At 33.2% G+C, this 18,065-nt stretch carries 16 protein-coding genes and 1 pseudogene; 11 read left to right on the forward strand and 6 right to left on the reverse strand.

What is annotated here, in order from left to right; genetic code table 11:
* Positions 1–1,794: pseudogene (locus QZZ51_RS10795) on the reverse strand (hypothetical protein); the annotation flags it as partial.
* 330 nt (positions 1,795–2,124) lie between these two features.
* Between QZZ51_RS10795 and QZZ51_RS10800 the strand changes: the two are divergent.
* From QZZ51_RS10800 to QZZ51_RS10825, 6 genes are all read left to right on the forward strand, one after another.
* On the forward strand, positions 2,125–2,874 hold the full coding sequence (locus tag QZZ51_RS10800; RefSeq protein ID WP_291869471.1) for a carboxypeptidase-like regulatory domain-containing protein: 750 nt from the start codon (positions 2,125–2,127) through the stop codon (positions 2,872–2,874).
* The gene (locus QZZ51_RS10805) at positions 2,861–3,640 is read left to right on the forward strand and encodes a carboxypeptidase-like regulatory domain-containing protein (RefSeq protein ID WP_291869473.1); all 780 of its coding nucleotides are present in this window, start codon (positions 2,861–2,863) and stop codon (positions 3,638–3,640) included. Before QZZ51_RS10800 ends, QZZ51_RS10805 begins: the two co-directional genes overlap by 14 nt.
* 51 nt (positions 3,641–3,691) lie before the next feature.
* Positions 3,692–4,198 carry a DUF6702 family protein gene (locus tag QZZ51_RS10810; RefSeq protein WP_291869475.1) on the forward strand — a complete coding sequence of 169 codons (507 nt, stop codon included), beginning with the start codon at positions 3,692–3,694 and terminating at the stop codon, positions 4,196–4,198.
* 60 nt (positions 4,199–4,258) lie between these two features.
* The gene (locus QZZ51_RS10815; protein ID WP_291869477.1) at positions 4,259–6,565 is read left to right on the forward strand and encodes a M1 family metallopeptidase; all 2,307 of its coding nucleotides are present in this window, start codon (positions 4,259–4,261) and stop codon (positions 6,563–6,565) included.
* Between the two features lie 258 nt (positions 6,566–6,823).
* Entirely contained in the window at positions 6,824–7,105 is a 282-nt protein-coding gene (locus tag QZZ51_RS10820; protein ID WP_291869479.1) for a twin-arginine translocase TatA/TatE family subunit, read from the forward strand.
* A gap of 5 nt (positions 7,106–7,110) precedes the next feature.
* Complete coding sequence (locus QZZ51_RS10825) at positions 7,111–7,683, forward strand: phosphatase PAP2 family protein (protein ID WP_291869481.1); 573 nt, start codon at positions 7,111–7,113, stop codon at positions 7,681–7,683.
* On the opposite strand, the gene QZZ51_RS10830 is transcribed toward QZZ51_RS10825, so the two are convergent.
* Positions 7,649–8,290 (reverse strand): O-methyltransferase, encoded by a 642-nt coding sequence (locus QZZ51_RS10830; RefSeq protein ID WP_291869483.1) that lies wholly within the window; start codon positions 8,288–8,290, stop codon positions 7,649–7,651. The genes QZZ51_RS10825 and QZZ51_RS10830 overlap by 35 nt on opposite strands.
* Positions 8,291–8,434: 144 nt before the next feature.
* Here QZZ51_RS10830 and kynU point away from each other — a divergent pair, with 144 nt between their 5' ends.
* A complete protein-coding gene (gene kynU, locus QZZ51_RS10835; protein ID WP_291869486.1) occupies positions 8,435–9,706 on the forward strand; it encodes a kynureninase in 1,272 nt (423 codons plus the stop codon).
* A gap of 239 nt (positions 9,707–9,945) precedes the next feature.
* Here kynU and QZZ51_RS10840 read toward each other — a convergent pair whose 3' ends face one another.
* Entirely contained in the window at positions 9,946–10,629 is a 684-nt protein-coding gene (locus tag QZZ51_RS10840; protein ID WP_291869488.1) for a hypothetical protein, read from the reverse strand.
* A 75-nt stretch (positions 10,630–10,704) separates the two neighbouring features.
* Here QZZ51_RS10840 and QZZ51_RS10845 point away from each other — a divergent pair, with 75 nt between their 5' ends.
* From QZZ51_RS10845 to QZZ51_RS10860, 4 genes are all read left to right on the forward strand, one after another.
* The gene (locus QZZ51_RS10845) at positions 10,705–11,334 is read left to right on the forward strand and encodes an RNA polymerase sigma factor (RefSeq protein WP_291869489.1); all 630 of its coding nucleotides are present in this window, start codon (positions 10,705–10,707) and stop codon (positions 11,332–11,334) included.
* Positions 11,335–11,526: a hypothetical protein gene (locus QZZ51_RS10850; RefSeq protein ID WP_291869491.1), complete on the forward strand. Its 192-nt coding sequence runs from the start codon at positions 11,335–11,337 to the stop codon at positions 11,524–11,526.
* Between the two features lie 24 nt (positions 11,527–11,550).
* Positions 11,551–12,372: a mechanosensitive ion channel domain-containing protein gene (locus QZZ51_RS10855; protein ID WP_291869493.1), complete on the forward strand. Its 822-nt coding sequence runs from the start codon at positions 11,551–11,553 to the stop codon at positions 12,370–12,372.
* 133 nt (positions 12,373–12,505) lie between these two features.
* Positions 12,506–13,054: an ATP-dependent Clp protease proteolytic subunit gene (locus QZZ51_RS10860; RefSeq protein WP_291869495.1), complete on the forward strand. Its 549-nt coding sequence runs from the start codon at positions 12,506–12,508 to the stop codon at positions 13,052–13,054.
* Positions 13,055–13,132: 78 nt separating this feature from the next.
* Here the strand turns inward: QZZ51_RS10860 and QZZ51_RS10865 are convergent, their stop codons facing one another.
* The 3 genes from QZZ51_RS10865 to QZZ51_RS10875 all read right to left on the reverse strand — a co-directional run.
* Complete coding sequence (locus QZZ51_RS10865) at positions 13,133–15,076, reverse strand: OmpA family protein (protein WP_291869496.1); 1,944 nt, start codon at positions 15,074–15,076, stop codon at positions 13,133–13,135.
* Positions 15,077–15,094: 18 nt separating this feature from the next.
* Positions 15,095–16,000: a type IX secretion system membrane protein PorP/SprF gene (locus QZZ51_RS10870; protein WP_291869498.1), complete on the reverse strand. Its 906-nt coding sequence runs from the start codon at positions 15,998–16,000 to the stop codon at positions 15,095–15,097.
* 258 nt (positions 16,001–16,258) lie between these two features.
* On the reverse strand, positions 16,259–18,065 hold a 1,807-nt coding region (locus tag QZZ51_RS10875), incomplete at its 5' end, for a gliding motility-associated C-terminal domain-containing protein (protein WP_291869500.1).

Consider the following 18,065-nt stretch of genomic DNA (forward strand, 5'->3'; position numbering starts at 1 on the left):
TATTCCATTGTCTTTAACCAGAATTGCATCTGCAACAATTCCAACAGTAGTATCATCTACATTGACACTATATCCTGTTGTAGAGTTGAAATCAGTTAGTCCGTCGTTTGCTTCGGTATCGGTAACGATAGTTCCTGTGTCATCTATAGCAGGAGCCCAAGTTGTTCCATTCCATTTTAGGATTTGCCCCGTAGTGGTTACGCCCATATCACTAAGGTCGCTAGCAGCGATGGTATTTGGTGCTATTTGTGTTGATGTTATTCCATTGTCTTTGACTTGAATTGCATCTGTGTCTAGTTCAATTGTTGCGTCGTCCACATTAATATTATATCCAGATGTGGCATTGAAATTAGAAAGACCATCATTTGCATCTGTATCAGTTATACTAACTGTGCCTCCAGAAGGAATATTTGCCCAAGCAATAGTACCACTAGTAAAATCTGTAATAAGCATTTGATTTTCAGTAATAGTTGCAGGAGCAGGTTTTATTCTAAATAGATCAGTTGTGGAGCCATCACCAGTAATTGTAACATCATCAGCTTCTTGAGTAGAACCTGTTCCTCCGGTAGGGATATTTATCCAATCTATGTTTCCAGAGGTATCTGTAATAAGAACTTGGTTTACAGTTAATGGCAAAGGAGCTGGTTCAATTTTAAATCTATCGCCAGTTGTTCCCGTACCTGTAATTGTAATGCCATCAGCAAGTTCAGTAAAGCCACCTAAGTTAATTTCATTTCCGCTAGTGGCTGGGTTGGTTAAGGTAAGTACATTTGTTGTTGCGTTAAATTGTAAATCTTGTAATTCATTTACGGGACTAGAATCTAAGGCTGTAATTACATAAGGCGTGCCTGTTGTACCGTTTCCAGAAATGGTAATACCAGTGCCATTATTTATATTAGTTTCAGAACCATTCGCGATAGGTATGGGAACTGTATTCCCTCCAGTAATAGCTAAACTATTTCCGGTTATACTCAATGTTTGGCTATCTGTATTTACTGTTGCAGCTGGTAAAGTAACAGAGCCTCCATTGGTTAGGTTTATAGTGTTTCCTGTTAAACTTAAAGTTTGTATTTCATTATTTTCATCCCCATCTGTATCATTGGTATTGGCCGTAGTATTTGCAAGAATATCTGCAATAACGATTCCAGAGACCGCTAGAGGTGCACTATTGCCATCACCAATTATAGTAGTGCCATCTGCATTTGCTCCAATTAAGGAAGCCGCATCTACCCAATTTACGATACCATTAACATCGGTACCCAAAACTTGGTTAGCGGTATCATCGGCAAAATCTTCTGCGAGTAAAGAGCGATCGTCTACTTGAAAAGAAGTTATAGAGTTTTGAGCAAGCTCGCTGGCAGTAATAGAGTTTTCTGCAATCTTATTACCGTCAATCGAATTTTCTTGAATATTATCACCATTTATAATACCAACTTCTATATGGTTGGTGTCACCATTTGGAGTAATAGTAATGGTTCTAAAAGGATTAACGATAGGGTCTGTAGTTAAATTGGTTAGAGCTCCAGTAGATTCGCACAAACTGGCCCAAGCTGTTCCATTATAATAATGCACACATTGCGTATCTGTATTGTAAACCATGCCACCGGGTCTTGGTGTTATTGCGTCCATTTCTGCTGTGGTAACTCTAGTAATAACCAAGACGTGCGAGGTGCTTTCAAGTTCTAGAACAGAAGAGGCATCTATAGTCTGTGGATTATCTCCAATTTTAATTTGGCTATAGGTAGTAAAGCAAAAACAGAAGCTAAAAAGCAAGGCTAATACTGGTGATTTCATAAGGTTCTCATTTGTAGGCTATTAAATATAGCTGAACTAGCAAAAATAAAATTATCTAACTATTTACCTAATATTAAAAGCTAAAATATTATAGCAATAAGTTAAACGGAAGTAGATTTTCGATAAACGGTTTTCTAATAGGTCAGCTTGTTGTGAGAAAGGTTGTTTTAATAGATATACAGTTACGAATTAACAAAAGTTTAGATGCTCTAGTTTTTTTTAATCGCGAACATGTATTTTCTTTATCAATTATAAGTATATAAATACCTAGATTAATGATCTTTTAGCTACTAATTAAAGTAATTTTTAGATTTAAAATAACCAATAGCCATGAAAAAAACACTAACCATTTTAGCTTTTCTTATAGTTGCAATTTCATTTGCACAGGATAATAGTCGTACTATTTTAAGAGGAAAAGTTTTGTATAGAGATATAAGTGTTCCTAATGAGAATGTTATAAATTCTACATCAGAAAGGGCAACAATTACGAATGATAATGGCGAGTTTTCTATTTTAGTAAAGCAAGGAGATGAACTAGTTTTTACTGCGATAAATTACCAATTAATGGTGGTTACCATAACAGCAGAAATACTAAAGAAAAACAGATTAGTTGTTGAAGTTAAGGAAAAGGTAACCGAATTAGAAGAGGTTATTGTTACACCAGAAGATCAAGAGCGATTTTTAGCTATGAAAAACGAAAAATTTAAAGAGATAGAATATGAAATTGACCGTTCTACCGAAGTAGAAAATGTGGCTATGGCGCGCGAAGTACGAGGAATGCAAGACGGTCTTAATTTTGTAAACATTTTTAGAGCAATGTTTAAGTCGTCTGAGAAAAATAAGGAAGATGAAAGTGCTCCAAAGCTAAAGGTAAGCCAAGTATTAAGACAAGTGTATGACGACCAATTTTTTGTATCCGATTTAAAACTGCCACAAGACAAGATAAATGAATTTTTATTTTATTGTGATACGCGTATGCCTGCAAAGACTTTACTTAAAAAGGAAAATGAGTTTCAGCTTATAGATGCTTTAGTGAGCCATAGTAAAACGTTTCTAGAAGAAATTAATGACAAAAAGTAATTTACTTTTTATAGTACTATTATTTTTGTCTTCTTTGGTAGGAGCACAAAGTCCGTTTTCTAAAGAATTAAAAGGGAAAATTGTAAGTAAAAGTGGCGATGTAGCAGCAACTCATGTACAGAATAAAACTACCAAAAGAGCAACCATAACAGATGTTAACGGCTATTTTACCATACAAGCTTCTGCAAACGATACGTTAGTTATATCTGCAGTGCAATTTAAAAAGAAAGAGATTGTAATAAGTATAGGTATGTTGCAAAGTGTGTTGTTACAAATTCCTTTAGAAGATGCGTTAACAGAGTTAGATGAAGTAGTGGTAATGCCCTATAATTTATCTGGAGATATCTCTAAAGATTTAAATACCTTGAAAACAGAACCCGTAGTAACAGCATCTACCTTGGGGTTGCCAAATGCTTATGTAAAACCTATATCTAAAGCAGAGCGAGATTTGTTTGAAGCAACAACAGGCGGAGGGATACCTTTAAATCCAATTATTAATGGTATTTCTGGGCGAACTAAAATGCTTAAAAACAGAATAAAACGGAATAAAAAATACGAACGAACACAAAGGGTAAGAGCATTCTATACAGATTCTCTTTTTATTAGCGATTTAAGAATTCCGCAGCAAAAAATAGAAGATTTTATGTACTTCTGCGAAGTAGATACGCTTTTTCAGACCATTATAGATTCTCATGACCATTTAAAGATATGGGAATATTTACGCAGGAAGAGTGTAATCTATAAAGAAAATAATGTGTTGAAATAAAAAGGTAGTTTTGGCATAACCATTGCACTATCCTTTATAGAAAAAGATAATATGAAAATTTTTAAGAAAGTATTTTTAGTTCTAGTATTGCCATTATTGGCTTTTACAACAGCACATAAATATTATATAAGCGTAACCAATATTGCATATTCCCAAAAAGAGGAAGCCATACAAATAACCTCTCGAGTTTTTATAGATGATATGAATATTGTTTTAGAAGAACGTTATGGAATAAAAGCAGATTTTGGTTCTGGAGAAGAATTAGACATAGCTAATGAATACTTAGAAAAATATTTTAATACTAAATTTACTATAGGAGTTAATGGGACAGCTAAAAAATATAGCTTTTTAGGAAAGAAGTATGAAGATGATTTAATTGTCTGTTATATGGAGATTTCTAATATAAAAGAGTCCGAATTAAATTCTATTGAAATCCAGAACCAAGTCTTAATGGATATGTATAGTGACCAACAAAACATAATACATTTTAAGCTAAAAGGACAAAAAAAGAGTATTATTCTTATCAGAGAAAATTATAAAGGAATGTTAAATTTCTAGAAAGCATTAACATTTTCTTGCAAAAACTTTACTTTACAGCGACTAAAAATTAAAAACAACATGAATAAGATGAAGTATTACTTAGCTTCTTTACTTTTTTTGTTTGCAGCAATCAGTTTTGCTCAAGAAACAGAAACTAAAGAAAGAGAATCTGGGCACACTAACCAGAATAAGTTTAAACAAATGTATGAAGAGTATGCTACTCCAAATTCATACCGTTCAGCGTCAGGTGCTCCTGGACCAAATTATTACCAGCAGCAAGCAGATTATAAAATGGATATCACTTTAGATGATAAAAATGCTAAAATCTATGGAGAAGAAACTATTACATATTTTAACAACTCACCAGATGATTTAGAATACTTATGGGTACAGTTAGACCAAAATGTAAGAACTAAAGATTCTAAAGCACCGTTAAGAAATGGAGGCGGAGTTCCTTTAGCAGAACAGCCTGGAGCTTTTGCAGGAAAGTATATGGGAGAACCTTTCGATGGTGGTTTTAATATAGAGTATGTAAAAGATGCATCTGGTAAAGCATTGTCTTATACCATTAACCAAACGATGATGCGTATTAATATACCACAACCATTAAAAAGTGAGGCGCAAATGTCGTTTTCTATTAAATGGAATTATAATATTCCTGATCATACTGTAAATAGAGCACGTTCTGGGTTCGAGTATTTTCCAAAAGATGATAACAGAGCATATGTAATTGCTCAGTTTTTTCCAAGAATGGCAGTATATAGTGATGTAGAAGGATGGCAAAACCACCAATTTTGGGGTAGTGGAGAGTTTGCTTTAACTTTTGGAGATTATGAAGTAAATATTACGGTTCCTGCGGATCACGTTTTAGATGCAACAGGTACACTTCAAAATAGAAAAGAAATTTTTTCTAAAGAAATGATGGCTCGTTATGAAAAGGCAAAAAAATCTTTTGATAAACCTGTTATTATTGTAACGCAAGAAGAGGCAGAAGCCGCTGAAAAAACAAAATCAGAAAAAACAAAAACATGGAAGTTTAAAGCTAAAAATGTTCGGGATTATGGTTTTGCATCTTCACGTAAGTTTATATGGGATATGCAGGCGGTAAAAGTTGGTGGTAAAAACATCATGGCAGTTTCTTTATATCCAAAAGAAGGAAACCCACTTTGGGAAGAATATTCTACTAAAGCAGTTGCTCATACTTTAAAATCGTACTCTAAACACTCTACGAACTATCCTTATCCAAAAGCTATTTCTGTACATGCTAAAAATCAAGGAATGGAATATCCTATGATTTGTTGGAATTATGGAAGACCTAATGAAGATGGCACCTATTCTGACAGAGTAAAATACGGAATGATTAGTGTAATTATTCATGAAGTAGGACACAACTTTTTCCCAATGATAGTAAATTCTGATGAGCGTCAGTGGGGATGGATGGATGAAGGATTAGATACCTTTTTACAATACGTGGCAGAGCAAGAATTTGGAGAAGAATTTCCAGAAGCTGTAGCTCCAAATAAAGCATACCCATCTAGAAGAGGAGCTCCAGCAAAAATAGTTCCTTATATGAGTGGTGATCAAAGTAAGATTTCTCCAATAATGAGTAATCCTGAAAACGTATACCAATTAGGACCTAATGCTTATGGAAAGCCAGCAACGGCATTAAATATTCTTAGGGAGACTGTAATGGGAAGAGAACTTTTTGATCATGCTTTTAAAACGTATGCAGAAAGATGGAAGTTTAAGCACCCAACACCAGAAGATTTCTTTAGAACTATGGAAGATGCATCTGCCGTAGATTTAGATTGGTACTGGAGAGGATGGTTTTATACTACAGATTATGTAGATATAGGAGTAAAAGAAGTTAAAAAATATTATGTAAGCGATAAGCCAAGCAAAAAAATGCAAGAATATATGGCTACTCGTAACCTTACAGAAGCAGATTTACCACCATTGGTTTATTTAGCAGATGAAGATAGCGAAGGTTTTGATGCGGATTTAAAAGGTAAAGCACCTACAGAAAGCTCTAAGACATTAAAAGAGTTTATGATGGATAATATGACTGCGGCAGAAAGAGCAGCAGTTAAAGAGCCTAAATATTTCTATGAAGTAGCTTTTAATAAGCCAGGCGGAATACCAATGCCGTTAATAGTAGAATATACGTATGCAGATGGTACTATTAAAAACATTACATACCCTCCAGAAATTTGGAGAAAGAATGATCAAGAAGTAAAATTGGTTATTTCTTCTACAAGTGAATTGCAGAGCGTAGTTGTAGATCCAAAATTAGAAACTGCAGATATTGATACTAGCAATAATGCATGGCCTAAAAAAGAGGAGAAAACAGATTTTGACAAGTTCAAAACTAAAGTAAAAGGATAATTAATATTTATGCCTTATAATAAAGCCCTGTTCGTAGCAGGGCTTTTTTTATATAGCTAATTAAACCCATATTATGTGCTAGAAAATCTATTCTGCAAGGAACTACTTCAAAGACTAAGGCTTCGCTGTATTTTTTAATGTAGCCATAGCGGGGAGTTATGCTGAAACTGAAAAAAAACACTAGCTTTCATTGTGTTTTCAATCCTCATAACAAAGTTCTAGTACCCAATTTGGGTTAAACTTTATTATATTTGCGGTATGTTTACATTACATTTTTTATTTATAAGTGGCGGCGAGATATTTTTTATCCTATTTATTGTGGTAATGGTATTTGGTGCAGATAAGGTTCCGGGTATTGCTAAAGGGCTTGGTAAAGGAATGCGTCAATTAAGAGATGCCACGGATGATATTAAAAGAGAAATTAAAAATAGTGCAGACAAGCAAGGTATAGATACTAGCTTTACCGATGATATTAAAAAAGAAATAGACGAGGTAAAGAAAAATGTGAATGATGTTACTGGTACAATTAAAAGACAGTAATTGTAATGTTAGATGAATTACTGCAATGGGACCAGAGTTTATTTGTATACCTAAATAGTCTTGGTTCTCCAGAATATGACTTATTTTGGGTTACCGTAACTACCATCTTAAATTGGACTCCCGTTTTTATCTTATTTTTTCTAATTATACTTTTTAAGTACCCAAAAAGAGAAGCAGCTATAGTTATAGTAACAGTAGTTGTTTTAATTTTTTTTATAACAGGTTTTACAGATTTAATCAAAGAAATAGTAGAAAGACTTAGACCCAATAATAATGAGGAAATTAACGGTTTTATACGGATTTTAAAACGGCCAACCAGTTATAGTTTTTTTTCGGGGCACTCTTCTAGTTCTTTTTCTATTACTACCCTATTATTTTTATTCCTTAGAAAAAGGTTTCAATGGGCTTGGCTATTTTATGTATGGCCATTGTTCTTTGCTTACAGTAGAATTTATGTAGGAGTACATTATCCTTTAGATATTATCGTGGGTGCTTTAGTAGGGGTACTTAGTGCTTTTATTTTCTTTAGATTTTATACTAGAATTATAGCACCCTACTTAAAGTTAAGCCATCCCTAATCGGTAAAAGAACCGTTTCTACTCTAGGGTCTTCTTTAATTTGGGTATTAAAATCTATTAATATTTTGGTGGCTTTATCTTTTGGGTCTAAAGGTTCTACTACTTTTCCAGACCATAACACGTTATCCGTTAAAATAACACTACCTGGTTTTGTTTTGCTTAATACGGCCTCAAAATAGGCGGGGTAGTCCGTTTTTTTTGCATCAATAAATACTAAATCGAAAGCCATATCTAAATTAGGAACAACATCTAAAGCATTACCAATATGTTGTGTAATTTGGTTTCCGAGGCCACTTTCATTAAAATACCTACGCTGCATTTCTTCTAGCTCATCGTTAATTTCAATAGTATGCAATTGCCCATTCTTAGCAAGGCCTTCAGCAAGGCATAAAGCCGAGTAACCAGTATAGGTGCCAATTTCTAAAATGTTTTTGGGGTTAATTATTTTAGAAAGTATGCTTAAAACTCTACCTTGAAAATGACCCGTTATCATTCTTGGTTGTATTACTTTTAAATGGGTTTCTCGGGTAAGTTTTTGTAATAACTCTGGTTCTTCTTCCGAATTATCTTTAATATAAGTTTCTAATAGGGGTGATAAAAAATGCATTCTAATTTTTTAACAAAAGTATATATTTAAGAATAAGATTTTGTGGGTGGCAAAACTTATTTCATTTAAACCCATTTTAAAAAGTAGTATTAATTAGATTAAAAATATCTTTTCTGATGTTGTATTTTTGAACAAAAGGTAGAAATGGAGTTTCAGAATACAGTACTGTTTGCGCAACAATTAGATAAAGAAGATCCTTTAAACAAGTATCAGAAAGAATTTCATTTTCCACAAATTAATGGCAAAAAGAGTATTTATCTATGCGGAAATTCTTTGGGGTTGCAACCAAAGGAGACCAAGAGCTATGTGGACGATGTAATGCAAGATTGGGCATCCCTTGCTGTAGAAGGGCATTTTTATGCAGAAAAACCTTGGTGGGATTATCACGAGCGTTTAGCCGAGCCTTTAGCAAATATTGTTGGGGCAAAGGTTAATGAAGTTTCTGTAATGAATACTTTAACGGTAAACTTGCATCTTTTACTTGTTTCTTTTTATACACCTACTCCCAAGAGGTATAAAATCATTTGTGAAGAAAAAGCTTTTCCATCGGATCAGTATATGTTACAAAGTCAAGTTCGGTTTCACGGTTTCACTACAGAAGATGCTATAGTAGAGGTAAAGAAAAGAGAAGGGGAGCATTTTTGGAGAACAGAAGACATAATAGAGAAAATAGAAGAAGTAGGAGACGAACTAGCCCTTGTTCTAATAGGAGGTGTTAATTACTATAATGGGCAGGTTTTCGAGATGGATAAAATCACCAAAGCAGGTAAAGCTGTTGGTGCTAACGTTGGTTGGGATTTAGCCCATGCTGCGGGGAATATAGAAATGCAATTGCACGATTGGGATGTAGATTTTGCTGCTTGGTGTAGTTATAAGTATATGAATAGTGGACCAGGGAATGCTTCTGGTATTTTTATTAATGAAAAGCATTTAAACAATACCGATATTCCTCGCTTTGAAGGGTGGTGGGGAACCAAAAAGGAAACCCGTTTTCTTATGAAACCTCAATTTGAACCTATGGAAAATGCAGATGCTTGGCAGTTGAGTAATCCGCCTGTATTGTCCGTAGCTCCTTATTTGGCCTCATTGCAGTTATTTGAAAGGGTTGGAATGCCAGAAATTGTTAAAAAGAGAAACCGTATAGTGGCTTATCTGGAATATGTTTTAACAGAAATAGATAAAGAAGTTAGTAGCTCTTTTGAAATTATTACACCTAAAGATAGGGGCACGCAACTTTCTGTTTTGCTACATGGTCAAGGAAAGTCTTTGTTTGATTATTTAATGAAAAACGGTGTGATTTTGGATTGGAGAGAGCCAAACGTTATTCGTGTTGCTCCAGCACCATTATATTGTTCTTATGAAGATGTTTTTAATTTTGGGCAGATATTAAAACAAGGTATCCAAGAAGTATCTTAAAATTGAATGGTGTTAATTGGTTCAGAAATATTTAGCAAAATTTGTGGGAGTTAATCCTTGATGGTTTTTCTTTAAACCTTAGTTTTTGGGTGTTATTAGGAGTATTAACCATATTGTCGATTACTTTTTTATTCCCACCAGTTTAATATTCAGATGCTTACATCTAAATGGTAAAGAACAGTTCCTTTTTAATACCTAGTGGGTTTGCCCTGAGGGAGTTTACTAAAAAAGAAAAGGAATTAGTCTGTGAAAATTTCTAAATCCGTAAAATAGAGTTTAAAATTGTCTCCTCCTTTTTTATGCATTTTAGCTATATGCATCCCTTGCTCTAGACTATAATCTTCCCAAGTAGTGGTCATAGAAGGTTCTGCTTGATTGGCTTTTCTATACACCCATTCTTTAATTTTGTAATCGGTATCAAAATAAAAATCATAAGCATCTCCTGGAGTATAGCCACCTTCATTTCCGTAGACAATAGTAAGTTTTTGTAGTTCTTCCTTTGCAATAGGAGATTTAGAATTTTCGGAATAAGTGTAGGTGTAGTTTTTAGAATCCCATATTAGATTAAAAGGAGCCAATAACCAAAATTTATCATTTATAAAACCTCCATTAATTTTTGTAGACACACTATCTAGTGCATTACGTTTATAAGTAATGGTGTCCTTAGTAATTATGCGGGTAACTTTATTTTTATGGATATCCCATATCCATTTACGTTCAAAATGAGCTGTGTCTCTATCTACATTAAATGAAAATTGTATTTTTTTGACTTTGTTCCAATGTTTAAAACCATTAGCATATGCTATTTTTTCAGGAATAGATTGTTCTACTTCTGCAGGAGTAATTGTTTTTTTGTTTTTATCCGTTTTACAACTAAAATTCAGAAGTATAAGTAGCCCTAAAAAGAACACTAGATTTTTCATAAGTAAAGGATTTTGCTCTAAAGATATTAATAAAGACAAGTTTCACCTATTTTTGTTTTACCTAAAAAGCGTGTAGTGACTTTCCTAAGAAAACTGTGTCTTATTATTATAAGCAACCAATTCAATACTAAATTGGCTGCTAATGACCCGTATAAAGGTATTTCTGATGAGGAACTAGTTAAGAAAATCGTAGCTAAAAAAGACTCTATGTTATTTGGAGTTTTGTATGATAGGTATGCGCCATTGGTATACAATAAATGTTATGGTTTCGCCAAATCAAAGGATGAAGCTAACGATTTAACTCAGGATGTTTTTTTAATGCTCTTTGTTAAGTTGAGCACTTTTAAGGGAAGGTCTAAATTTTCTACCTGGTTGTATTCGTTTACCTATAATTTCTGTGTGAATTATGTGAACAGGGATAAGGGAAGGAAAATTAGTGACAACGCTAGTGATATTAATGACAGCGAAAATAAAATTCCGGTTGAGGTAACAGATGAGAATTTGTACGATTTACAAGTTGTTAAATTAAAAAAGGCAATGGAGTTAATTGATCCCGAAGATAAATCTTTGTTATTGTTAAAATACCAAGATGGTGTTTCTATAAAAGAGTTAGAAGAACTATTAAATATAGGTAGTAGTGCAGTAAAAATGAGGTTAAAAAGAGCGAAAGCAAAAATTGTCGAAATCTATAATACATTACCCTAGATGAAGGAACAAGATAAAAATCCGTTTAAGAAATTACAGGGGGAACTAAAAGAGGTGCCGCCAGAATTACGTAAGAAAATTATGGATGATGTTGCTATGGCTAAATTAATGATGGATTTAGCGACACTTTTTACAGGTAATTACTCAGCGCTTATCGATGGACTATTAAGAACATCAAATAAAAATAAATAATTAGTATCCCTAGAAAAATAGAATATGGAAAATTTTGAAAAGATAATATCGGACTCTTTAGGTTCAATATTTAAGGATATAGCTTCTGCCTTACCTGGTATAATTGGAGCCATAATTGTATTAATCTTCGGATGGGTTTGTATTAAAGTTATAAAACTAGTTTTAAAAAAAATATTGAAAATTGCCAATATTAATAAACTATCTCGGAAAATTAATGATGCTAGATTGTTTGGAGATGATAGTACTATTGAAGTGGATGTTTCCAAAATTATTCTAGGTTTTGTAAAAGGTATTTTACTTTTAGTATTTATTATCGTTGCTGCAGATGTAATGGGATTAAAAATCATCTCTACAGAGATAGCCAACTTATTACGTTATTTGCCAATATTGCTTAGTGCAGTCGTAATTTTTATGATTGGTATGTTTGGAGCAAAACTTATAAAAACTGCCATTAGTAATGTTTTTGAATCCATGGGTGTAGGTGGGTCAAAGATAATAAGCAACGTAGTTTATTATATTGTTTTAATTTTTGTTTTAATTACTTCCCTAAACCAGGCAGGAATAGACACCACCATTATAACTAGTAATTTTACTATAATATTGGGGGCTTTCTTGTTAGCGATGGCAATTGCTTTAGGTCTTGGTTCTAGAGAAGTAGTAGGCGATTTACTACGAACTTTTTATAGCCGTAGAATATATGAAGTCGGAGATAAAGTAAAATTAAAAAATATAGAGGGCACCGTAGAATCTATAGACAATATAGCTATGGTTCTAAAAACAAAAAAAGGAAAAGTAGTAGTGCCTATTCGTAAGGTGGTAGAAAATACTGTGGAAGTAGAAGCATAGTATCCCTTTGGTATATTATTCTTTAAATTTTTTCGTTTTAGTATAGAATTTTAATATAATAAGAACAATCTATGGAGAGGTATTAGATTCTCAATAAATTGATTAATTTTGTAGAGCATAAATTAAATAGAAGATGAGTTCAAAAAAAGGTAAGATACAAGAAGCAATAGATCAAAAAATGTTAGACGAACGTAAAGTATTCCTTTGGGGAATGGTAGACGATGATTCGGCAAAACACGTTATGGATAGATTGTTGTATTTAGATATGCAAAATAATGAGGAAATACAACTATACATTAATAGCCCAGGAGGTTATGTAACTTCTGGTTTTGCGATGTATGATACTATAAAATCATTAAAAAGCCCTGTTTCAACTATTTGTACAGGTTTAGCAGCATCTATGGGTTCTATTCTTCTTTCTGTAGGAAAAAAAGGAAGACGTTTTATACAACCACATGCCCAAGTGATGATACACCAACCGAGTGGCGGAGCAAGAGGACAAGCTTCTAATATTGAAATACAAGCTAAGGAAATTATAAAGACTAAAGAATTAAGTGCTAGAATTTTAGCAGATAATTGCGGTCAAGATTATGATAGAGTAATGAAAGATTTCGATAGAGATTATTGGATGGGAGCAGAGGAATCTATTGCCTATGGTATTGTTGATGGTATTTTAGAATAAGATTTTAGTTTTGTAAAATAAAAGGGCTATCGTTACGATAGCCCTTTTTCGTTGTTGTTCATTTAGATTTTCATAATTTTATTTAGCTAAAAGGATTCCTTTTCTTATTTGTATAATTGGGAATTCCGTTCTTCTATTTAGTTCTAATTCTTCTGGAGAACAATCTTTTTTGCTAGTACAATGGTTAATAAGTTTTCTTTTGCCGTAACCTTTGTAAGATAAAACATGTTCTCTTGGGACACCATTGGCTATTAAATATTCGTATGTAGATTTAGCTCTGTTTTCAGAGAGCTTATCATTATAATTATTACTTCCAACAGGATCCGTATGCGCTTCTAATTTAATAATCATATCAGGATACATATTCGTCATTACATTAACAACTTTATCTAATTCGCGTGCGGCATCAGGTCTTATATCACTTTTATTGAAATCGAAATAAATCTTATTTAGGTTTGCTAAAAGTTTTAAATCTAATATAGGTTCAAGTACAATATCTTGATTAATTATTTTGGTGCTATGCTTAACAGAATGGGTGTTTAAAAAAACATTTTCATGAGGGTGTGTTCTTCTAACTGCCTCAATCATGTAATTAGTTTTTCTATTTATAGGTAATCTATAGTATCCGTCTTTATCGGTAGTAGTCTCTGCGGCTAGTGTACTAGTTTTTTGGTCAAAAAGTCTAATTTTTACGCTATCAAGAGGCTTGTTATTTATTCCATCTGTAACCACGCCTTCTATATCTAGAGACGGAGTAAATTTAAATTTATAAATATCATCGCCTCCTTTTCCGCCATCGCGGTTAGAACTTATGTAGCCATTGATTCCATTTTCATGGGCATAATAAGCGAAGTCATCAGCAGAACTATTCATTGGAGTTCCTAGGTTTATTACATCTACAATTTCTCCTTCTTCATTACTTATGGTGGAGAAAACATCTAATTGCCCAAAACCAACATGTCCGTCCGAAGAGAAAAATAGTTTTCCTTCTTGGTTAATGAAAGGGAACATTTCATTGCCCTCCGTATTAACAGTAGGACCTGCATTTATAGGAGAACCAACACCACCTCTTTCATGAATAATAGAATAGTATATATCTGTACCTCCAAAACCACCAGGTCTGTCCGAAGTGTAGTATATTCTTTTTCTATCGGGAGATACGCTAGGGTGGCCAGTAGAATAGTAATCACTATTTATACGAAGACTTCTATTTTCTTTCCACTCACCGTCTTCTTTAATTGCACTGTAAATTTTAAGATTAATTTCATTAGAGGCTCCATAGCCTTCTTTTTTTTCATAATAATTATTTCTTGTAAAATAAACTATGGTGTCGTTTTTATAATCAGTAGAAAAAACTAAAGAACTCTCATGAAATTTTGTATTTATATTTCCAGGGATTTTTTTAGGAATAGACATAGGGTTGTCTTCTTGTACCTGAAATAAATCTAGCCAAGGTTCTTCATTCCATCCATATACATTACCCTCTACGGCGTCTTTTCTTGAGGAAGCAAAATATAATGTTCCTTGGTTAGAATAAGTTCCAAAATCGCTTTCTGTAGAGTTAAACGGCACAGGTTCTACATCATATCTCTGCCTGCTATTAAATACAACAGATGCCAGGTTTCCATCTTTTAAAAAGCGTTTAACTCTGGAATCGTTTTTATTGTATTTTTTATATTTTTTTAAATATTTTTCGGATAATTTGTGTTCCCCATTACTATATAATGCCATAGCATATTTAAAGTAATAATCTGTTGGGAGCATGGCATCATTAATAATGGCTTCAAAATGTGGGATAGATTTTTTGTAATCTCTAATTAGGAGGTAGCATTCTGCTAATTGTTGATGCGCATAGCTAGTGTTTAAATCGTCTTTAATCATTTTTTCGTATTCTTTAATAGCTTTAGAATAAGAAAATTGACCAAAGTAATAATCTCCCTTTTTTTGGGCTCCATATTGTCCAAAAGACAACTGCAGTGCAATGAAAAATAATAATATGAATAATGGTTTTGTGTTTTTCATAATCTTCTTTTTATTAGATTAGAAATATCTAGGAGATTTTATTGGACCTTTCTTTTTCTTTATTAATTCGTAAATAAGAATAATTTCATGTGTTCCTCCCGTGTATGGTTTTATTGTGGATGTTGGTATGTCATAAGCGTAGCCTACTCTTATATCTTTACTAACTTGATAATCCATCATGGCGCCAAAATTAGATGCATCATTAAATCTATAAGAGGCTCCTATCCAAAATTTATCATTGAATAAAAAATTAGCAGTAACATCGAAAGAAGCCGGAGCGCCGTTCGTAAATTTGGAAATTATGGTAGGCTTAAATTTTAATGTTTCAGACATATCAAAAACTAAGCCACCAATAGCGTAGTAACTATTTCTTTCTATAGCTTTAAATTCCCCATTATTAACATCTGTATTTAATATTCTAGGAGAAGAAAATCCGGCATACCATCTGTTAGAACCAACAAATATACCAGCTCCGAAATTAGGTTTCCAACTATTAAAATTAGAGTTGAAGAAAGGGTCATTTATGTCGGGATTGGATAGTGTGTAATTGGTTAATCCAGCTTTTAAACCAAAAGACATTTTAACTTCCGAATTCAATAAAACAGAATATGAAAAATCACCATAGATATAGTTAGTGCTTTCGTACCCAAGCCTATCGTTAATATAGGATAGACCTAAGCCTATTCTTTCGTCTCTTAAAGGAGAGTGAACAGAGAATGTATTTGTTCTTGGATTTCCTTCTAAACCGGCCCATTGGTTTCTATGCAAAACAGTAGCATTTAAAGTTTCTCTACTTCCTGCATACGCCGGGTTTACCGATATGGTATTATACATATACTGGGTAAACTGAGGTAATTGTTGCGCTTTGGTTAGGACGCTTGATAATAAAATACATCCAAAAATGAATATTTTAGATAATTTCATGCTATTATGGTTAATGGTTTATTAAGATTTGTTTTTTATTTCTTTTACAAAGCAACAATAATGTTCTGCTTTTTAAGATTATAGACGATTAACTATAGTAAAATTCGTTAGGAAGTCTTTCTCTCGTTTATTGGTAATTTATAATAGATATATAGGATGACAATAAAAATAAGTTAATACGTTTAAAGTGTTGTTTTATAGGGTATTTTGAAAAATTTGTATAAAAAAGAGGAGGGAATTACCTCCTCTTTTTATTGCTTATTGTTGCGTGCCTAGATAAATGTATCCGTTTAATGGTTTAATATTATCTCGATTAGAGATACTTATGATATAATAGTATGTTCCAGATGGTAACACTCCTGAATTACCAAAAGAACCGCTTGGGGCAAAACCTCCCCAATCATTATCATACTTCATAGATTCATACACTTTGTCTCCCCATCTGTTAAATAACATTACATGGAATTCAAAGCCACAATTCTCTACTCCTGTTATTTCAAAGAAGTCATTAATGCCATCCCCATTTACGGTTACGGTCTTAGAAACGTTGACGTCTTTTATGTTACAAGGAGTACAATCGTTATTTACATTAATTGTAAAGTCTGCAAAGAATTTACATGAAGTATCTGTAGATGTATAAGAGATTAAGTATTCTCCAATTTCAAAATCAATAGGGTTTAAATAACTACCATTTAAGGAGCCGTTACCACTGGTAATTTCAAATGTTCCATTAGTATCAAAATTAGCAGGTAAGTAGCTTAATAAGTCTATTTCTGGGTCTTCAATGCAAATATCAATAGTTATGAATTCTTTTTCAGGTTGCATAACAAAGATGGTCTGCTCAAAGCTAGCAGTATTATCACAAGAATCTGTTACAACCCATGTTCTTATTATCATATAATCCTCTGTAGTGGATGAAAATTCTTCAACTTCCGTAAACTGTACATCATAATTTCCACAGCCGCCCATGAATTCTAATGTTGGTACCTCTGGGATATCATCTCCGCAGGTAATAGTCATTTCTTCATCATAAGGGACAACTGTAATTGGACCAGATGGTAGTATTGTAACTGTCTGTGTATGGAATGTTTCGTTACCAGCACAATCTGCTGCAGTCCATGTTCTAGTAATTACATAACCAGCAGAACAATTACGGTTATTTGTAGCTGTTTCTGTAAAAACTACTGTAGCATTGGCATCGCAGTTGTCATTCGCAGTTAATGTTTCTGCGTCTGGAATTTCAGCACAAGCCACAGTCATATTTTGAGGAAGAGCCTCTACAAAAGTAGGAGTTATAGTATCCTCAATGGTAATTATTTGAGTATGCGTTCTTACATTACCAACACAATCTGTTATTGTCCAAGTCCTAGTAATGGTATATTCTGATGGACAATTATCCATATCTCCATCAATAGTTTCTACCAATACCGTATTTATAGCACATGAGCTTGTGGAGGTTATTGTTACGGCCGGAGGTATTACATCACAAGCTTCTATTGTAATATCTGTTGGATATCCTTCATTTCCATCATTATCAATGATATTTACATTAGCAGTATCATTGGCTAAAACATATACTGTAGATGTTGAAATATTAGTAAGAATTACCTGGAAATTCTCGGTGTTCTCAATAATAATATCATCTATGATAGGAATAATGATGGTTTGGATGTTGTTATTAGTGCCTCCAAAAGTTATTGTTTGAGTGCTTGGTAAAACTCCAGTATAATCATTTGGTGTTTCTGCAGTACCATTTGCGGTATAGAATTCTACAGTAAAGGTATCTTGTACTATTGCGTTTAAGCTAACCGTAAGATTAACCGTTCCAGCATCTTCATTAACATCTATAGATGTTAAATCAAATTGAACTCCTAAAGAAGGGTCACTATCATCATCGTTAATAATACCGTTAGCCGTAGCATCGTTTATTGGAACTAAAGGATTGGTGGTAGAATTAAGGACTACAGTATATGCTTCAGACGGTTCAATAATATTATCGTTAAGAATAGTAACGGTAATGGTTTGTACTTCGGTATCGTTACCTAGGAAAGAGATAGTTCCGTTG

The organism is Maribacter sp. (genome assembly GCF_016744255.1).
Lineage (GTDB): Bacteria > Bacteroidota > Bacteroidia > Flavobacteriales > Flavobacteriaceae > Maribacter_B.

Coding starts and splice junctions, on each gene's coding strand:
- QZZ51_RS10800 (WP_291869471.1), top strand. CDS start 2,125: ATGAAAAAAACACTAACCATTTTAGCTTTTCTTATAGTTGCAATTTCA.
- QZZ51_RS10805 (WP_291869473.1), top strand. CDS start 2,861: ATGACAAAAAGTAATTTACTTTTTATAGTACTATTATTTTTGTCTTCT.
- QZZ51_RS10810 (WP_291869475.1), top strand. CDS start 3,692: ATGAAAATTTTTAAGAAAGTATTTTTAGTTCTAGTATTGCCATTATTG.
- QZZ51_RS10815 (WP_291869477.1), top strand. CDS start 4,259: ATGAATAAGATGAAGTATTACTTAGCTTCTTTACTTTTTTTGTTTGCA.
- QZZ51_RS10820 (WP_291869479.1), top strand. CDS start 6,824: ATGTTTACATTACATTTTTTATTTATAAGTGGCGGCGAGATATTTTTT.
- QZZ51_RS10825 (WP_291869481.1), top strand. CDS start 7,111: ATGTTAGATGAATTACTGCAATGGGACCAGAGTTTATTTGTATACCTA.
- QZZ51_RS10830 (WP_291869483.1), bottom strand. CDS start 8,290: ATGCATTTTTTATCACCCCTATTAGAAACTTATATTAAAGATAATTCG.
- kynU (WP_291869486.1), top strand. CDS start 8,435: ATGGAGTTTCAGAATACAGTACTGTTTGCGCAACAATTAGATAAAGAA.
- QZZ51_RS10840 (WP_291869488.1), bottom strand. CDS start 10,629: ATGAAAAATCTAGTGTTCTTTTTAGGGCTACTTATACTTCTGAATTTT.
- QZZ51_RS10850 (WP_291869491.1), top strand. CDS start 11,335: ATGAAGGAACAAGATAAAAATCCGTTTAAGAAATTACAGGGGGAACTA.
- QZZ51_RS10855 (WP_291869493.1), top strand. CDS start 11,551: ATGGAAAATTTTGAAAAGATAATATCGGACTCTTTAGGTTCAATATTT.
- QZZ51_RS10860 (WP_291869495.1), top strand. CDS start 12,506: ATGAGTTCAAAAAAAGGTAAGATACAAGAAGCAATAGATCAAAAAATG.
- QZZ51_RS10865 (WP_291869496.1), bottom strand. CDS start 15,076: ATGAAAAACACAAAACCATTATTCATATTATTATTTTTCATTGCACTG.
- QZZ51_RS10870 (WP_291869498.1), bottom strand. CDS start 16,000: ATGAAATTATCTAAAATATTCATTTTTGGATGTATTTTATTATCAAGC.